This window comes from Haemophilus parainfluenzae (genome assembly GCF_900638025.1).
Lineage (GTDB): Bacteria > Pseudomonadota > Gammaproteobacteria > Enterobacterales > Pasteurellaceae > Haemophilus_D > Haemophilus_D parainfluenzae_J.
The window spans coordinates 1478008-1496492 of sequence record NZ_LR134481.1 but is presented as its reverse complement, the minus strand read 5'-3'; the positions used below and the strand labels follow the sequence as shown (position 1 = coordinate 1496492).

Genomic DNA, 18485 nt, shown 5'->3' with positions numbered 1-18485 from the left:
CAATTAATTATGTTCAGGTTTAATGGACTCCCACTCTTTACAAGAAGGACAATTCCACATCAATTTGTGAGTTTGGTAACCGCAATTTGTACAACGATAACCAAAATCTTGTTTAATCCTCTCACCAACCATCTTATGTAGCAAAATTAGGCTTTCTTTGCCTCTACCTTGCTCGGCATCATCAATTTGAAATTGGATAAAACGATGGAAAATAGATATACTTGGCCGCTTTGTTAATTGTTGATAAAGTTTTGATTGTGCTGCACTTTTACCATCTTTCTCTTCAATCACACTTGCTAACATTAAATCGACTTTAGTATTGTTAGCCTGCTGGCTAGCTCGAATCAAGAATAACTCAAAGTTATCTCTCTCCCCTAATTCATCATAACAATATTTGAGTGTTTTCAGCACTTCACCAATATAAATTGAATTTTGATTAAGAATATCCTCTAAAAAATGAATAGCTTGGCGATAGTTTTTATTGGCCATCTCTAAATCAGCAAGCAGTATTGATGCTCTCACACTGGTTGGAGATACATTCAGCGCTTTTTGTAGAATACTGCGTTTTTCGACCGCACTTTCAAGTTCACCGCTTAAGGCATATTCACAATAACATTGTGCTAATTCCACATTATTTTCTATAGGTGAAATCTTGGCAAGCTTCTCTGCGATATTAACCGCTTTTTTCCATTCTTTTACTTTTTGATAAATCACCAAAAGCTGTTGCAGTGCATTTTCAGCAAATTCTGGTTCATCTACCATAATGATGTAAAGCGCTTCAGCACGGTCATAAAAACCTACCGCCATGAAATCCTTGGCAAGTTGCTGTTTAGCTAATAATTTTTGTTCGAAAGAATAATTGGGACTACGATCGAGAGCTTGATGGATCCGCAAAGCACGATCCACTTCGCCTCGAGAACGGAAAAGATTACCGAGCGTTAGCTCTGCTTCAAATTGTGAGTTGCTTTCAATTTCATTTTCTGTTTCTTGTTTTTGCAGCATATCAAGAAACAAATCAACAGCTTTATCTGTTTGATTAGAAAGCAAAAAATTGACCCCCGTGACATAATCACGGGAGAGTTTATTACTAATATCTTCCTGATCCTTCTTAGCACTCCGATGCCCCATATACCAACCGTAAACGGCGGCTATTGGCAGAAGCAGAAAGAGTAATTCAAGCATTATACTGCCTTATCGCGAGTAGTCGTTAATTCGTTAATTTGTGATGTTTGACGTTTAACTTGACGGGCTAACGACATATTTTTGAATTTTAATTTTAAGTAGAAGAGTCCAGTAATTAACCAACCTAGAATCAATCCAAAGCCAAATAAAATTGCAACCAATGTTGAAAGTTGTAATTGACTTTCGGCAACAATATAATTAAAAGTAATGACTTGATCATTATTTGCCCCAATAGTTATCGCAACTAATACGATAGCAAACACAATAATAAGTCCAAGAATATACTTAATCATCACAATCTCCTTTATTAAGAATAGTTTCATTATGCCAAAATTTATAATAAAAAACGACACTTAAGTGTCGTTTTATTGATATCAATTGATATGCTTAAGCAAAAACATTTACACGATCTTTTAATTCTTTACCTGCTTTAAAGTGCGGTACGGATTTAGCATGCAATTTTACAGAATCACCTGTTTTAGGATTACGGCCAACTCGCGGTTGACGATGGTGTAAAGAGAAACTACCAAAACCACGTACTTCAATCCGATCACCATCTTCTAAAGATTGTGTAATCAGTTCAAGAATATCCTTTACAATGCCTTCTACTTCTTTTGCGGATAAAGTTGGGTACTTTGTTGATAGATTTTCAATTAGTTCAGATTTAGTCATCGTCAACTCTCCTTTAAATTATATTCAAACCTTTCATTAAAATTTACGATTAATATATTGGTTCATAACAAATTATCGCTAAATCTTTATTAAATATTGCGAGTAATAATAAGGCTGAGTAATTACTCAGCCTTATTCATGTGAATTAATTATTCACCTTTAGCTGCTCTAAAAGCTTCAGCCATTGCGTTTGGAATAGCAACTTCTTCTTGTTTGTTATTCACACTTGCAACTGCAGCGGCTTCTTCAGCTTGATCTTTCGCTTTTACAGATAAGTGAACGATACGAGCTTTACGATCAACACCTGTATATTTCGCCTCAACTACATCACCTGCTGCAACTTCGTTTGTTAAATCTGCTGCACGGATATAACCTTCTACGCCACCTGCTAATTCAACTTTAGCACCTTTAGCGTCAGCTTCAACAACAGTTGCAGAAATTACAGCACCTTTTTTGTTGATTGCTACGAAGTTGTTGAATGGATCATCTTCAAGTTGTTTGATACCTAAAGAAATACGTTCTTTCACTGCATCTACTGCTAATACTACTGCAGAAACTTCGTCACCTTTTTTGTAGTTACGAACTGCTTCTTCACCTGCAACATTCCAAGAAATGTCAGATAAGTGAACTAAACCGTCGATACCACCTTCAAGGCCGATGAAGATACCGAAATCAGTGATTGATTTGATTTTACCAGTAACTTTGTCGCCTTTGTTGTGAGTTTCAGCGAATTGAGTCCATGGGTTAGCTTTACATTGTTTTAAGCCTAAAGAAATACGACGACGTTCTTCATCAACTTCTAACACCATTACTTCAACTGTATCGCCAAGGCTTACAACTTTAGATGGGTGGATGTTTTTGTTAGTCCAATCCATTTCAGAAACGTGAACTAAACCTTCAACACCATCTAAGATTTCAACGAAACAACCATAGTCAGTTAAGTTAGTTACTTTACCAGTTAATTTGCTGTTTACTGGGTGGTTTTCAGCGATAGCAATCCAAGGATCTTGACCTAATTGTTTTAAGCCTAAAGATACGCGAGTACGATCTTTATCAAATTTCAATACTTTAACTGTAACTTCATCACCTACATTCACGATTTCGCTTGGGTGTTTAACACGCTTCCAAGCCATATCAGTGATGTGTAATAAACCGTCAACACCACCTAAATCTACGAATGCGCCGTAGTCAGTTAAGTTTTTAACGATACCTTTAACTTCTGAACCTTCAGCAAGGCTCTCGAGAATTTGTTCACGTTCTTGGCTGTTTTCAGATTCGATTACTGCGCGACGAGAAACAACAACATTATTACGTTTTTGATCTAATTTGATTACTTTGAATTCTAATTCTTTACCAAGTAGGTGATCAGCTTCGCGCGCAGGACGCGTGTCAACTAATGAACCAGGTAAGAATGCACGAACACCGTTTAACTCAACTGTGAAACCGCCTTTCACTTTACCGTTGATTAAACCGATAACGGTCGCTTTTTCTTCGTAAGCTTTTTCTAATTCAATCCAAGATTCGTGACGAACCGCTTTCTCACGAGAAAGTTTAGTTTCGCCGTAACCATCTTCAACTGCATCTAAAGCTACATTTACTGTGTCGCCAACTTTAACTTCAAGTTCGCCTTGAGCGTTTTGGAATTCAGTAACAGGAATTGCAGATTCAGATTTTAAGCCTGCATCAACAAGTACAAAGCCTTTTTGAATAGCAACAACAGTACCGCTAACGATTGAACCTTGACGGGTTTCAAGGCCTTTTAATGATTCTTCAAAGAGTTGAGCAAAAGATTCTGACATATAAATAATCTTCTTAATTTAAGTTAATAACATCCACATTAAGATCCATAAAATGCGGGGTTGAGGATAAATGTCTATTCTTCCTTGAATAAACAGTTAAATCGAAATTGACGATTTTTGTTGAATATAAGCCAACGCTTGAGCAATGACTTCATCAATGCTCAATGTTGTACTATCTAACAATAAAGCATCATCAGCCGGTTTCAATGGCGCAACCTCTCGATTTCTATCACGAAAATCGCGTTCTTGTATCTCGGCTAAAATCTGTGCAAAGTTACCATTAATTCCCTTATTTTGCAACTGTTTATAGCGTCTTTTTGCACGTTCTTCCGCACTCGCATCTAAAAACAGCTTAACTTGTGCATTTGGAAAAACTACGGTTCCCATATCTCGTCCATCCGCAATCAGACCATCATTTTTACCAAAATCCTGTTGAAGTTGCAGTAAAGCCGACCGCACTTTAGGAAAAATCGCCACTTTTGACGCAGCTTCCGCCACTTCTTGCGTACGGATTAAATGACTTACATCCATCCCACCAAGAAGCACATTGACTTCACCATTTTTCGGAATGAACTGAATATCTAAATGACGGGCTAACTCTGCTAATCCTTTTTCATCGGTTAAGTCTGCATGACGTTTCAGCGCAGCCAATGCCGTCACGCGATAAATCGCACCACTATCTAATAAGGTAAAACCTAACTTTTCTGCCAATGCGTAGCAAAGTGTTCCTTTTCCAGCCCCACTTGGACCATCAACAGTGATAATCATACCCATAAAAATCTCCAGCAAAAATAATAATGTGGAGAATTTTACCTTATTCTCCTCATTATTGCTTTTTAAATTTTATTAGCTAGAGCAACTGTGGAATTAAGTAGCACTCTTGCCCCATTTTTACACCATTCATCTGTAATATTTTCTGCCTCGTTATGGCTTAATCCATTAACACAAGGAATAAATATCATTGATGTTGGAAATTTATGATTTAATTGACAAGCATCATGACCAGCTCCAGAAACAATATACTCCCAAGAATAACCTAATGAATTACAACTTTCTTGGACCGTTTTAATCAACTCCGAATTAAATTTAACTGGAGATAAAGAAACAACTTTCTTAATATCAAACACTAAATTATTTTCTCGAGCAATATCATTCAAAATCTGATAAATTTTCCTCTCTATATTTATTAAACTTTGTTCATTAGGATGACGAACCTCTAGCGTAAAATAAGCTTGACCAGGGATTACATTGGGTGAATTTGGCGTTAATTTAATCTGGCCAACAGTCATGCGCCCCTGATTCACCACTTCTCTCAAACCTAATTTATTAAATTTAACTATTGCATTTGCCATGCCTACTGATGCATCTTGACGCATATTCATTGGTGTAGTTCCTGCATGAGAAGATAACCCAGTCAATGTAATTTGATACCAGTTCTGTCCTAATGCACCAGTTACTACACCTATTTCAGTTTGATTATTTTCTAAAACAGGACCTTGCTCGATATGAAGCTCTAATACAGCATAAGGATGATATGATGCAAAATCGTCTGTGCCTAAATAGTTAATATTATTTAAAGCTTCCTCGACTGAAATACCGTCCTTATCTTTTTCAGATAATGCAGCTGTAAGAGATAAATTACCAATAAAAACTGAAGCGCCCATCATAGCAGGAGAAAATCTAGCCCCTTCTTCATTTGTCCACATAACAAGATCAATTGGCCGCTCTGTTTCAATATTATGATCATTTAATGACAATAACACTTCTAATCCAGCTAACACCCCATAAATACCATCGTAACGACCACCTAATGGTTGAGAATCACCATGAGAACCAATTAATATTGGAGCTAACTGATTATCCTTTCCACCACGGCGAATAAAAATATTACCAATTGCATCTATTTTTATCGAAAAGCCTGCTTCTTTGGAAAGTTTAATCAAATAATCTCTTGCAAGTTTATCCTCATTACTTAATGCAAATCTTGTTACGCCATTTAATGGGGTTTTCCCAAATTGAGAAAAAACATCTAACAAATGAAGTAATCTTGAATTATTAACATTCATGCTGTTCCTCATTTTTAGCTGACTCTTCTTGTAATCGATATCTAAAATCACAAAAGCCATCACCATTCATGACTGTATGAGGTCGACTTAAACTCACATTTGGTGCATATCCCTCAATAAATTTGCTATCTCGGTTACAAGAAAGTAGGAAACCAATTTCTTCTAATCCCATTTCTTTATACATTTCAGCATAACGACAACGATGTACATTATAATCATATTTATAATGATCATTATTAATAACCTCTATACGTAATGCATCATCCTTTTCCCATAAATATTGTAAGGCCACAAAACTCTCTACACTCGTACCATTAAGTTCTCGTTTGGCATATTCCTTTCCTGCATCTATTGCAGCATTAGCTACAGCTTCCTCTATGATAGATTTAGCTTTATCTAAACCAAATTCACGTTTCATAATTTCGTAAATAGGTTTAATTATTTCGGCTTCAATTTTACGTTGCTGTAAAATACCAATCTCGACAAAATCAGGAAAATCTTTATTCATTTTCACTCCTTTAAATTACAAAATCGTTACGTAAAATTTCATTATTAATAAATCGACGAATTCGAGGATCATCATTATTTCTTAACTCATTTGGAGTTTGTAAAAATGCAATTTCACCAGAATCCATAAACGCAATTTTATCTGATACCCGCATTGCGAATTGCATCTCATGACTCACAATAATCATTGTCATTCCTTCTTTTGCAAGTTCTTCCATAACAAGTAATACTTCTCCAACTAGTGTAGGATCCAATGCCGAAGTTGGCTCATCAAACAACATAATTTTAGGTTTCATCACCAAAGCTCTTGCAATAGCTACTCGCTGTTGTTGACCACCCGATAATTGATGTGGGTATTTATTGAGATGTTGCAACATGCCCACTTTATCAAGCATAGCTAAAGCCAATAATCTAGTCTCATCTTTAGTCTTATTATGATACTCAGGGGCAAGGAGAAGGTTTTCTAATACGGTCTTATGCGGAAATAAATTATAATTTTGGAATACCATTCCTAAATTCACAATTTTACCCACCGAATTTGAAACAAAATGGCTACCATTGATAAAGTCTTCACCTTCTAATTTGATACTTCCTTCATCTAAAGACTCTAAACCATTAATACTTCGAATTAACGTTGTTTTACCAGATCCTGAGTAACCAATAATAGAAAGAACCTCCCCCCATTTTAAAGAAAGATCAATACCTTTTAAAACTTGTACGCCGTTAAAGGATTTTTTTACCCCATGCACACTCAATGCTTCATCGCTATTAGCATGTTCAGTTTTTAAAATGCTATAAGGTGCTAACGCTGACTTATCGATAGTAACCTCGCTATTGTTTTCATTTTTTATTGAAGATACATCCAGTTTATTTTCAACTTTTTTTAGCACCCAGGATAAGAAACTCACGATAACAATGTAATAAAATGCGACTGCGAGCAAAGTTTCTAATACTAAAAAATTACGCGTATAAAGCTGTTGCCCTACCAGTAAAATCTCAGTTAAAGAAATAACCGAAACAAGAGAGGTTAATTTGACAATTGTAATATATTGGTTGGTCAGTGGAGGTAAGGCTACTTTTAATGCTTGAGGAATAATAATTAAACGTTGAAGCCCCCAGAATCGGATTCCTAATACTTTACCGGCTTCATATTGACCTTTAGGTATAGAGGATAATGCTCCACGATGAATTTCTGCTATATAAGCAGATTCACTGAGCACCATAGCAATTAAACCTGCAATAAATGGGTTCGATAATAAAACAGAACTAACACTCCAGAATTGAGGCACGTTATATATAAAAATTAATAACACTAATAAAGGTAAACTACGAAACAACCAGATATAAGTATTAGAAAATTTACTAACTAGTTTTTTATTCGATTGAGTTCCAAGTGCAAGAAAAAATCCCCAAATAACAGCAAAAATCCAAGTTAATGTACTTAACTCAAATACGGTTAAAACAGCTTTCCAGAAATCAGTATTTACGAATAAACTCGCTAAATATGACCAATTAAAACCTTTTGATACCGTTTTATCATTTCCATTTTCACTAGCTAAAATCGCATTATCTAAGGCGTTTTCTAGTCCATTTTGTTTTAATAATGCTTCATTTGGAAACTCAAGGTTATATTTTTTTAGTAATTTTTGATATGAACCATCTGCTAAGGTATCTTTTATCGCATGTGCAATAACTGCCTTACCAGATAAGTCACTCTTATTAAAAGCAAGTCCAATCAATACCGGATATAACTGTTCTTTATTTGTAATTTTTAAACGATCACCTAATTGATTAATCACCATCTGTGCAACGGCTGCGTCTTCATACTGAACATCAACACCACCAGATAAAAGTGCTTGAGCAGCCTCTGGCGCACTCGGGTACTCTTTCACAATAAGCGGTTTTAGATTTTTAGGCGCACAATACTTTTCTGAAACCTCATTCATCGTTGGAATCCAAGCAGCACCTTTCATTGAAGAAATGCTTTTACCACAAAGATCCTCTAATTTTTGTGGAGAAAAGCTATCCTTACCTCGGACAACAAGAACGCCCCCAGTTTGTAAATAAGGGAGAAAATCAACTTGCTTCGCACGTTGAGGATTAACATATAAAGCTGAAGCAACAAGATCATAATGTCCAGCATTTAACCCAATAATAATATTTTCAATTCGAGTGTCTTTAAACTCAACTTGACGATTCAGATTTTTTCCAAGTAATCGCATTAAATCAGGATCAAATCCGCTGGCCTCTTTATTATCTAAGTAAGCATAAGGAGCATAAGTTAAATCAATTCCTACTCGTAAAGGACTTGCTTCATTAGCTTGTGAAAAGAAAGACAGCAATAACAGCAATCCTCCTGCAAGAGTTTTATGTATGATGTTTAGCATTTTGATAATCCTTTTATTATTATAAAAAATAAGCCTCCATTGCGGAGGCTTTTGATTTTATGTGTTTTATAAAAGGCTATCTAATAACTGATTTCCCTATTATATAATGATTTTATATATAAGTTTACAATCTATCTATCATGCCCAACACTAATGCAGAGGATTGTTTTGCTGCAAGTGGGAGAAATTCTTCAAATAACATACTCGCTTCGCCATCACCCGCATCTGAAATTGCACGAACAACCACAAAAGGTACGTTAAAGGCATGACAAACTTGTGCAATCGCTGTTGCTTCCATTTCTACTGCAGTCACATTGGGAAAATCTGCTTTAATTTGAGCCATTTTTTCTTCGCTATTAATAAAACTATCACCAGAGCAAATTAAACCGCGTTTTACATTTTGTCCTTGTAATTGGGCAATTTCATCAGCTAAATCGGCTAATTCTTTATCTGAAAGAAAAGCCGCTGGATTGGCGGGTAATTGACCTTTTTCATAGCCAAATGCCGTCACATCTGCATCGTGATAGCGTGTTTCATCCGAAATAACGATATCTCCTACTTTTAAACCTTTTGCAACACCGCCTGCTGAGCCCGTATTTAAAACCACATCCGGTTTTGTCAATTGTAATAAAGCGGTAGTACCAATAGCGGCTGCAACTTTACCAATTCCTGATTGTAATAATGCGATCTCTTTGCCATTAATTTTGCCTTCAAAAATGACCGCACTTGCCACTTTGGTTTCTCTTTTATCTGTCATTAACTGAGATAAAATCTCCACTTCTTGTGCCATTGCACCAACAATCCCGATTTTCATTATTGTTTCCTTTCTTGTTCTATTTTGTTCACTAAAAAATCCAATACCGCTACACTGTAATCATCATTATATAGTGTGCTTGCTGTAAGCACATATTTTCCATCTACAACCACATAAGGAAAAGTAAAAACACCATATTCTTCAGTTAAATCAATAGCATTACTCACATCCTCTTTCACTCCAATAGAGGATGCTACCTCGTCAAATTCAGACTGATTAATTCCTTGCAAAGCAGCCCATTCACTCATTTTATCTAATGACGATAACTCGGTATAACGAGCTTTTTCTGAGGTTTCAAATAATAACGCATCAGACAACTCGCTCGCATTTAAGCGCTTCAATGTATAAAATATTATTGCTGAAAATTTATCCTCATTCGTTGCAACAGGATATTCCTTGAAAATGAGCTTATTTGGGCGAATTTGACTATAAAGCTGTAAGATATCTTGAGCTGAAGAGCAAACTCGGCAGTCATAGTCAAAGAAAAATTGGATGGGGATTTTACGATCGTTTCTTTTAGCTTGTACAATTGGTTCTTGATATGAAAAATAATCACGCCCATCTTCAAACTGTATGATATTTGCTGATGGTAAATGCGGTGAATTTTGGACAGAAAAACTCTTTGCATTAACTTCACTAAATGCGATATCCATCACGCTTAGCAATATCATTGCAAAGGATCCTTTTGATATATTCTGCCAAACTTTTTTCATAACTTAACCAATTGGTTCAATATAATCGACTAATAATTGGAGGTTTCGATTTCCTCGAAACTCATTAATTTCTAACTTATATGCAAATTTTGCCTGCTTAATCGACAAATCGGGATAATACCGAGTATCGATATTAAACGCAATGGCATCTAGTAATGGACCACCATTTTTAGGCTCAACAAGCATTTTTAAATGATTTTGATTTTGTCCGATAGCTCGTTGCTCAAAAATTTTAAATTCTCCATCAAACACCGGTTCAGGGAATGCTTGCCCCCAAGGTCCGCCAGATTTTATCACTTCTGCTGTTTGAATATTAAATTCATTTGCTTGAAGTTCGCCATCCGTCCAAATCACACCTTGTAATTGATCTTCATTTAACCAATCTTGCACCGTTTGATTAAAAATCTTTTGAAACTCAGGGAAAAAGCTTTCTTTAATGCTTAATCCTGCCGCCATAGCATGGCCGCCAAATTTTAAAATCATATCAGGATGTTGGGAATGAATACGCTCTAATACATCGCGCATATGCAGGCCCTCAATTGAACGTGCAGAACCTTTTAAAATGCCCTCTTGATCTTGAGCAAAAGCAATAACGGGTCGATGGTATTGATCTTTGATTCGAGAAGCCACAATACCTAATACACCTTGATGCCAATCTGGATGGAATAAGGCGATTCCCATTGGGAATTCATCCGAAAGAGCGGTGAGATTTCGGCAAATTTCTAAGGCTTCCAACTTCATGCATTGCTCAATTTCTTTTCGAGCTTGATTTAAACTGTCTAAATCTAAGGCTTGGGCTCTTGCCTCTTGCATGCTTTCTGCCAGTAATAACTCCACACCGACAGACATATTATCTAATCGGCCCGCAGCATTTAAACGGGGTGCAATCGCAAAGCCCAAATCAGCTGAACAAAGTTTTTCAACTTCTCGATTAGCCACTTCTGTTAATGCTATTATTCCAGGGCGACAACGTTTCGCACGAATTCGCATCAAACCTTGATGAGCTAAAATACGATTATTTTGATCAAGGGGGACAACATCCGCAATCGTGCCGAGCGCAACTAAATCCAATAATTCAGTAAAATTAGGCTGTGTTTTTGCCGTAAAAATACCCAACTCGCGAAATTTAGCTCGTAAAGCGAGCATTAAATAAAATGCCACACCTACACCAGCTAAACATTTTGAGGGGAAATCACATTGTTGCAAATTTGGATTAACAATAGCATCAGCATTAGGCAATATTTCTGGTGGCAAGTGATGATCGGTAATCAACACTTTTATACCCTGCTCTTTTAAATATGCTACGCCCTCAAAGGACGATACACCGTTATCTACAGTCATCAATAACTGTACACCTTTTTCCATTGCCATCTCTGCAACAGAAACGCTTAAGCCATAACCCTGCTCAAAACGATTTGGCACAAGGTATTCCACATCAGCAAAACCAAGCATGCGTAAAGCCAATACTGAAATAGCGGTACTCGTTGCCCCATCAGCATCAAAATCACCAACGATAACAATCTTTTGTTGCTGTTGATAAGCTTCTATCAATAAATCTACAGCTTTTTGAATACCATATAATTGATTGGGATTCAGCATTGATTGCAAAGTGCGGTCTAATTCTTGACTGTTTTTAATATGGCGAGAACGATAAAGACGATCGAGTAATGCATTATCTGAAACAGAATTTCCGGCAGGAATTTCACGACGTTTGATGAGTTTTTTCACAATATTTTATTATTGACTAATAATCACTTAAAGAAATATTTGGTATTGTATTTTTATGATATGAATATTTTAAGGGCGTATATCACACGCCCTCACTTAAAATTATTGCACCGATTCTTTTAAGGCAGCTAACAAGTCTTGAGGCTTTAAATATCCTCCAATCACTTCACCTGTTGACGTTACAATACTTGGCGTACCTTGCACGCCGAGTTGCACACCTAAATCATAGTGTCTTTTCACAATATTAGGTGCTTTCAACTCTTTCGGTAAGTTGCCTTTTTCTGCTTCGTTCAATGCAAATACAGGATCTTTTGCAGTCCAAATGGTTTCCATTTGACGAGCCGTATCATTCATTCCTGCTCGCGGGAAAGCAAGATAACGAATTGTAATACCTAAATCATTATATTCCTTTGTCTGTTGATGGAGAAGATGACAATAATGACAAGTAATATCCATAAATACAGTCACAACATATTTTTCATTTTTTGCCGGATAAATGATCATTTCGCTTTTTAATGCATTCACTTTATCTGCTAAAAATTTACCCGCTACATCAACTGGGCCTTTATTTGTTAATTCATACATTTTGCCTTGCAAAACATATTGACCATTTTCGCTCACATATAAAATGCCTTGATCAGTCACGGCTGTTTTAAGGCCTTTTACAGGTGAATCTTTCACTTCAATATTTTTCGCACCTAATGCTTGTAGTTTCGATTTAATCTCAGCATCACTCGCCATTGCAGTGGCAGAAGCAGTGATTAAAAGTGCGGTGAGTAATTTTTTCATTTTTATTCCTAAATATATCTAAACAACAAAGATTAGAATTATAAATGGATCGATAATTTGTGCAAGCCAAACTACCCAAAAAACTGAAAATGACTTATACTTCTGCCGCTTATAGAGGTTTATTTATTATGTTTGAAATTAATCCAATCAAAAACAAAATCGCTGATCTTTCCGAGCGCACTTCTGTGCTTCGGGGGTATCTTTGACTTCGACGCAAAAGTTGAGCGTTTAGAAGAAGTTAATGCCGAATTAGAACAACCTGATGTGTGGAACGAACCTGAAAAAGCTCAAGCACTTGGGAAAGAACGCGTTTCACTTGAACAAGTGGTTGATACTATCAAGAATTTAGAACAAGGTTTAGAGGATGTTGAAGGGCTGCTTGAATTAGCCATTGAAGCGGAAGATGAAGAGACCTTCAATGAAGCCGTTGCTGAATTAGATGAGCTTGAACAACAACTCGCAAAATTAGAATTCCGACGCATGTTTAGCGGTGAGCACGATGCGTGTGATTGTTATGTCGATTTACAAGCTGGCTCAGGTGGTACAGAAGCGCAAGACTGGACGGAAATGTTACTTCGCATGTACCTTCGTTGGGCAGAAAGCAAAGGCTTTAAAACTGAATTAATGGAAGTCTCTGATGGCGATGTTGCGGGTTTAAAATCAGCGACGATTCGTGTTAGTGGCGAATATGCTTTCGGTTGGTTACGTACGGAAACCGGTATTCATCGTTTAGTGCGTAAAAGTCCATTCGACTCTAATAATCGACGTCATACATCGTTCGCAGCCGCTTTCGTTTATCCTGAAATTGATGACGACATTGATATTGAAATTAATCCAGCAGATTTACGTATTGATGTTTATCGTGCATCAGGTGCGGGTGGTCAGCACGTCAATAAAACTGAAAGTGCGGTGCGTATTACTCACATGCCAAGTGGGATTGTTGTACAATGTCAAAACGATCGTTCTCAACACAAAAATAAAGATCAAGCTATGAAGCAGTTAAAAGCGAAATTGTATGAGCTTGAGTTACAAAAGAAAAATGCGGATAAACAAGCGATGGAAGATAATAAATCTGATATCGGTTGGGGCAGCCAAATTCGTTCTTATGTGTTAGATGATGCGCGTATTAAGGACCTCCGCACAGGCGTTGAAAATCGGAATACTCAAGCAGTATTGGATGGCGATCTTGATCGCTTTATTGAAGCCAGTTTGAAAGCTGGGCTTTAATCATAATTTTTTATATAAACTAAGTGAGGTCATTTTCCTGGTCTCCTGAAGACACCACTGAAGTTAAGGGCTAGTGATAATGTCATATCGCACTTAGTCCTTTTGATTTCAGTTAAATTTTGCCATTTTTGTCACACAATTTTGAACGAGGCACTTACCATCAGAGAATATTAAGATGGTTGACTGCAATCGGATCTATCGCTCATCCATAGAGCCTATTTCGTATTTAGTCTGACCTCAATTGTCTATTTATCACTATACTCGCCTAATTTGCCAAAAGGCTTTCTTCCAATAAGGGCTATTCATCGAAGAATAAATCACACCACCTTTGGTTGAAGCATGTAAAAATTTATCTTCTTTTACATAAATCCCAACATGATAGCCATTTGGTCCGCGCCCTGTCTTAAAGAAAATTAAATCGCCAGTTTGGATATCTTCTTTACGAACAAGTTTTCCATAACCCGCTTGATCTTTTGTTGTACGAGGCAGGCGAATGTTAAAACGGTCAATAAAGGTCTTTTGCACAAAACCAGAACAATCAATACCACCACGAGATTGCCCGCCTAAAACATATGGTGTACCCGCCCATTCATATTGTTGTTCACTTAACATGGTAATGGCCATAATAGGATCCCCAATCTGACCTTTATAGTTCATTGCATAATCTTCACGAACACCACTTGAACAAGCAAAAAGTAAAAAACTTCCTGCGACTAAAAAAGCACATTTAATCTTATTCATGTTCAATCCTGACAAAAGTGCGGTCAAAAACGACCGCACTTTTCTTACTATTGTTTTGGCTTGGTATTTTCTACACGAGCTCGTAATTTTTGTCCTGGCTTGAATGCCACTACACGGCGCGCAGAAACAGGAATACTTTCACCTGTTTTCGGATTACGCCCTGGACGGGAAGCTTTATTACGAAGTTCAAAATTACCAAAACCGGATAATTTTACTTCTCCACCAGATTCTAACGATAAACGAATTTCCTCAAAAAAGTCTTCCACTAATGCTTTAGCTTCAGCTTTTTGTAATTGATACTTATCTAATAAGTATTCAGTAATATCAATTTTTGTAATCGTTGCCATGTTAGTCTCCTGTTTAGTCTCTAAGCTCCGCATTAAAGCGTTGTTTAACTTCGTTTAATACAGCAGAGATTACCGCATTAATCTCATCATCTTCAAGCGTTTTTTCATTATCTTGAATAGTTAAACTGATTGCTAAGCTCTTATGTCCGCTAGCAACGCCAATGCCTTGATATACGTCGAATAAATTGACTTGTGTTAATTTTTCTCCGCCAGCTTGCTTACATGCTTCGATAATATCGCCTGCTGGTACATTATCGGCAACGACTAAAGCTAAGTCACGACGGTTTGCCGGGAATTTTGAAATCTCTTTAGCTTGAACCACACGACGATTTGCAATGGCATCCCATAAAATTTCAAAAACAACCGCTTTGCCATTTAATCCTAATTTTTGAGCGATAAGTGGATGAATAGTTCCAATAAAACCAATTTCTTTTCCATCTAATTCAATTGAAGCAGATTGTCCTGGGTGCAATGCACTGTGTGCTTTTGCCACAAATTTAACTCGATTACCTACTTCGGTAAGAGAAAGAATGCTTTCTAAATCACCTTTAAGATCAAAGAAATCTACATTTTCTGCTTTAGCCGTCCAAGATTCAGATTTAGCGGTACCTGTAATTACACCAGCAAGAACAAACTCTTGGCGAATGCCAAATTCCGCATTTGCATCCGGAACAAAACGTAATCCTGTTTCAAATAAACGTACACGGTTTTGTTGACGGTTTTGGTTGTATAGTACTGCACCAAGTAATCCACTTAACAATGAAACGCGCATTGCTGACATTTCAACTGAAATTGGATTTGGTAATACAAGCGCATCAATTTCTGGATGAAGTAAAGTCTGTATTTTGGGATCAACGAAGCTATAAGTAATCGCTTCTTGATAATCTGCATCCACAAGTGCGGTCTTAATTCGGCTTAATTCTAAATCTGCTTCTTTATGCTCACGCATACGAAGATGCGCTAATGGCGCATTATTTGGAATGCTGTTATAACCATAAATACGGGCTACTTCTTCAATGAGATCTTCTTCGATTTCAATATCAAAACGCCAGCTTGCAGAAGTCACTGTCCAGACGTCATTAGCATATTTCACGGCAAAACCTAAACGTTCAAAAATCTCGGTCACGGTTTCAGTTTCGATATGATGACCTAATAAGCTATCTAATTTTTCACGACGTAAAGTCACTTCATTGACTTTTGGTAAATATTGCTCGCTCACGACTTCACAAATTTCACCTGCTTCACCACCGCATATGTCAAGTAACAATGCTGTTGCACGTTCTATTGCGTGACGTTGTAGCGTAAAATCAACACCACGTTCAAAGCGATGTGAAGAATCGGTGTGTAAACCATATTGTCTTGCACGTCCTGCAATCGCTAATGGTGCGAAGAATGCCGCTTCTAAAATCACATCTTTTGTTGTTTCAGCATCAACACCACTTGCTTGACCACCAAAGATACCCGCCATTGCTAATGGACCTGTTTGGTCTGCAATCACTAAAGTATTCGGTTGTAATTTTGCAGTTGTGCCATCTAATAAAACAAGTTCTTCGCCGTTATTGGCTAAACGTACTTGAACAGGTTGAGCTACTTTTGATGCATCAAAAGCATGCATTGGTTGACCTAATTCAAGTAAAACATAGTTGGTAATATCCACAATCGGATCGATAGAACGAATACCACAACGACGTAATTTTTCTTGTAACCAAATTGGTGACTGCACTTTAACATTCACATTTTTCACCACGCGTAATAAATAACGTGGACATGCTTCTGGTGCGTTTAATTCAATTTGAACTTTATCTGAAATTGTTGCCGGTACAGCATCAAAGTGCGGTTGATTAACAACTTGTTTATTAACCACGCCAACTTCACGTGCAACACCTGCAATGCTTAAACAATCTGCACGGTTTGGCGTTAAACTAATTTCAATAGCTTTATCATCTAAATCTAAATATTCACGTAGCTTTGTGCCTACTGGTGCATCTAACGGTAATTCAATAATACCATCTGCCTCTACATCAATGCCTAATTCAGAGAATGAGCAAAGCATCCCTTCTGAAGGTTGTCCGCGTAATTTAGTCTTCTTAATCTTAAAATCACCGGGTAATACAGCGCCTTCAGTTGCACATGCCACTTTTAAACCTTGACGGCAATTTGGTGCACCACAAACTATATCTAATAAGCGCTCGCCACCAACATTTACTTTAGTGACACGTAATTTATCTGCATCTGGGTGTTGCGCACATTCAACAACTTCACCCACAACAACACCTGTAAAATCGCCAGCTACTTTTTCAACACCATCAACCTCTAAACCAAGCATCGTGATTTGATCACATAACTGCTCTGTTGAAATTGATGGATTAACCCATTCTCTCACCCAATTTTCACTAAATTTCATTATCTCTGTATCCTTTATTGATGAACGTGTTACGTTCTAAATTAATCATTATCGTCAATTTAACCCAACGGTTAATTACTTAAATTGTTTTAAAAAACGTAAGTCGTTTTCAAAGAATGAACGCAAATCTGTGACGTTGTAGCGTAACATAGTTAAACGCTCAACCCCCATGCCTACTGCAAAGCCAGAATATTCATTTGGATCAATACCTACGTTACGTAACACATTAGGATGCACCATACCACAACCTAATACTTCTAACCATTTACCATTTTTACCCATTACATCGACTTCTGCAGAAGGTTCAGTAAATGGGAAATAGGAAGGACGGAAACGAACTTGTAAATCTTCTTCAAAAAATGCACGTAAGAAATCGTGTAATAAGCCTTTTAACTCGGTGAAGTTTGCTTTTTTATCTACATAAAGCAATTCAATTTGATGGAACATTGGTGTGTGTGTTTGATCGTAGTCGTTACGATATACACGACCAGGTGCCATTATACGAATAGGCGGCTGCATTTTTTCCATGGTACGAATTTGCACACCGGAGGTTTGTGTACGAAGTAATAATTCCGGATTAAACCAGAATGTATCGTGATCAGCTCGTGCTGGGTGATGTTTTGGGATATTTAATGCATCGAAATTGTAATAATCACTTTCAATTTCTGGACCAGTTTCCACAGAAAAACCTAACTCTGAAAAGAATTTTGTTACGCGATTGATAGTAATGGTCACTGGGTGTAAACCACCCGTTTCTGTTTTACGACCAGGAAGACTGACATCAATACGCTCCTTTTCTAATTTCGCATTGAGTTCAGCTTGTTCCCACTCTGCTTTTTTAGTATTTAAAAAATCTAATGCAGCTTGTTTTGCCTCATTGATTTTAGCCCCCATTGCTGGACGCTCTTCTGCTGTAACATTACGCAATTCCTGCATAAGTTGGGTAAAATGCCCTTTTTTACCAAAATATTCCACACGAATTTCATCTAATGTGGCTAAACTTCTATTTTCGATTTGTTCAATCGCTGATTTTGCTTTCTCAACAAGATCTTTCAGATGTTGCATGGTTTCCCCTGATTATCTTTTCTAACTAAAAATACGCTTAATGA

At 37.0% G+C, this 18485-nt stretch carries 17 protein-coding genes; 1 reads left to right on the top strand and 16 read right to left on the bottom strand.

All coding sequences use genetic code 11. The annotated features are described in order from the left end of the window. Positions 1 to 3: 3 nt before the first annotated feature. From lapB to dsbC, 12 genes are all read right to left on the bottom strand, one after another. Positions 4 to 1182, bottom strand: coding sequence for a lipopolysaccharide assembly protein LapB (gene lapB, locus EL215_RS07550; RefSeq protein WP_126471238.1), 1179 nt, complete (start codon positions 1180 to 1182; stop codon positions 4 to 6). Beyond that, entirely contained in the window at positions 1182 to 1475 is a 294-nt protein-coding gene (locus tag EL215_RS07545) for a LapA family protein (protein ID WP_126471236.1), read from the bottom strand. Before EL215_RS07545 ends, lapB begins: the two co-directional genes overlap by 1 nt. Positions 1476 to 1569: 94 nt before the next feature. Beyond that, a complete protein-coding gene (locus EL215_RS07540) occupies positions 1570 to 1854 on the bottom strand; it encodes an integration host factor subunit beta (protein WP_126471234.1) in 285 nt (94 codons plus the stop codon). Between the two features lie 149 nt (positions 1855 to 2003). Further along, on the bottom strand, positions 2004 to 3653 hold the full coding sequence (rpsA, locus tag EL215_RS07535; protein ID WP_126471232.1) for a 30S ribosomal protein S1: 1650 nt from the start codon (positions 3651 to 3653) through the stop codon (positions 2004 to 2006). Positions 3654 to 3749: 96 nt separating this feature from the next. Next, entirely contained in the window at positions 3750 to 4427 is a 678-nt protein-coding gene (gene cmk, locus EL215_RS07530; RefSeq protein ID WP_126471230.1) for a (d)CMP kinase, read from the bottom strand. A 62-nt stretch (positions 4428 to 4489) separates the two neighbouring features. Next, positions 4490 to 5719, bottom strand: coding sequence for a M20 family metallo-hydrolase (locus EL215_RS07525; RefSeq protein ID WP_164757069.1), 1230 nt, complete (start codon positions 5717 to 5719; stop codon positions 4490 to 4492). Then, positions 5709 to 6227, bottom strand: coding sequence for an L-2-amino-thiazoline-4-carboxylic acid hydrolase (locus EL215_RS07520; RefSeq protein ID WP_126471227.1), 519 nt, complete (start codon positions 6225 to 6227; stop codon positions 5709 to 5711). Before EL215_RS07520 ends, EL215_RS07525 begins: the two co-directional genes overlap by 11 nt. Before the next feature lie 10 nt (positions 6228 to 6237). After that, positions 6238 to 8613 carry an ABC transporter permease subunit gene (locus EL215_RS07515; RefSeq protein ID WP_126471225.1) on the bottom strand — a complete coding sequence of 792 codons (2376 nt, stop codon included), beginning with the start codon at positions 8611 to 8613 and terminating at the stop codon, positions 6238 to 6240. A 124-nt stretch (positions 8614 to 8737) separates the two neighbouring features. Continuing rightward, positions 8738 to 9427, bottom strand: coding sequence for a 5'-methylthioadenosine/adenosylhomocysteine nucleosidase (locus tag EL215_RS07510; protein ID WP_126471223.1), 690 nt, complete (start codon positions 9425 to 9427; stop codon positions 8738 to 8740). Further along, positions 9427 to 10140 (bottom strand): thiol:disulfide interchange protein DsbA/DsbL, encoded by a 714-nt coding sequence (locus tag EL215_RS07505; protein ID WP_420026296.1) that lies wholly within the window; start codon positions 10138 to 10140, stop codon positions 9427 to 9429. Before EL215_RS07505 ends, EL215_RS07510 begins: the two co-directional genes overlap by 1 nt. 3 nt (positions 10141 to 10143) lie before the next feature. Beyond that, a complete protein-coding gene (recJ, locus tag EL215_RS07500) occupies positions 10144 to 11868 on the bottom strand; it encodes a single-stranded-DNA-specific exonuclease RecJ (RefSeq protein ID WP_126471220.1) in 1725 nt (574 codons plus the stop codon). Positions 11869 to 11970: 102 nt separating this feature from the next. Next, the gene (gene dsbC / locus EL215_RS07495) at positions 11971 to 12657 is read right to left on the bottom strand and encodes a bifunctional protein-disulfide isomerase/oxidoreductase DsbC (protein WP_126471218.1); all 687 of its coding nucleotides are present in this window, start codon (positions 12655 to 12657) and stop codon (positions 11971 to 11973) included. A gap of 128 nt (positions 12658 to 12785) precedes the next feature. Here dsbC and prfB point away from each other — a divergent pair. Further along, a protein-coding gene (gene prfB / locus EL215_RS07490) for a peptide chain release factor 2 (RefSeq protein ID WP_111327117.1) occupies positions 12786 to 13884 on the top strand; the annotation gives its coding sequence in 2 pieces (ribosomal slippage) (positions 12786 to 12860 and positions 12862 to 13884; 1098 coding nt in all). Positions 13885 to 14139: 255 nt separating this feature from the next. On the opposite strand, the gene EL215_RS07485 is transcribed toward prfB, so the two are convergent. From EL215_RS07485 to pheS, 4 genes are all read right to left on the bottom strand, one after another. Further along, positions 14140 to 14625, bottom strand: a complete 486-nt coding sequence (locus EL215_RS07485; protein ID WP_126471216.1) for a C40 family peptidase — start codon at positions 14623 to 14625, stop codon at positions 14140 to 14142. 47 nt (positions 14626 to 14672) lie between these two features. Continuing rightward, the gene (locus EL215_RS07480; RefSeq protein WP_005697518.1) at positions 14673 to 14972 is read right to left on the bottom strand and encodes an integration host factor subunit alpha; all 300 of its coding nucleotides are present in this window, start codon (positions 14970 to 14972) and stop codon (positions 14673 to 14675) included. Positions 14973 to 14985: 13 nt separating this feature from the next. Continuing rightward, complete coding sequence (gene pheT, locus EL215_RS07475) at positions 14986 to 17376, bottom strand: phenylalanine--tRNA ligase subunit beta (protein ID WP_126471214.1); 2391 nt, start codon at positions 17374 to 17376, stop codon at positions 14986 to 14988. Positions 17377 to 17451: 75 nt separating this feature from the next. After that, positions 17452 to 18441: a phenylalanine--tRNA ligase subunit alpha gene (gene pheS, locus EL215_RS07470; RefSeq protein WP_126471212.1), complete on the bottom strand. Its 990-nt coding sequence runs from the start codon at positions 18439 to 18441 to the stop codon at positions 17452 to 17454. Positions 18442 to 18485 lie beyond the last annotated feature (44 nt).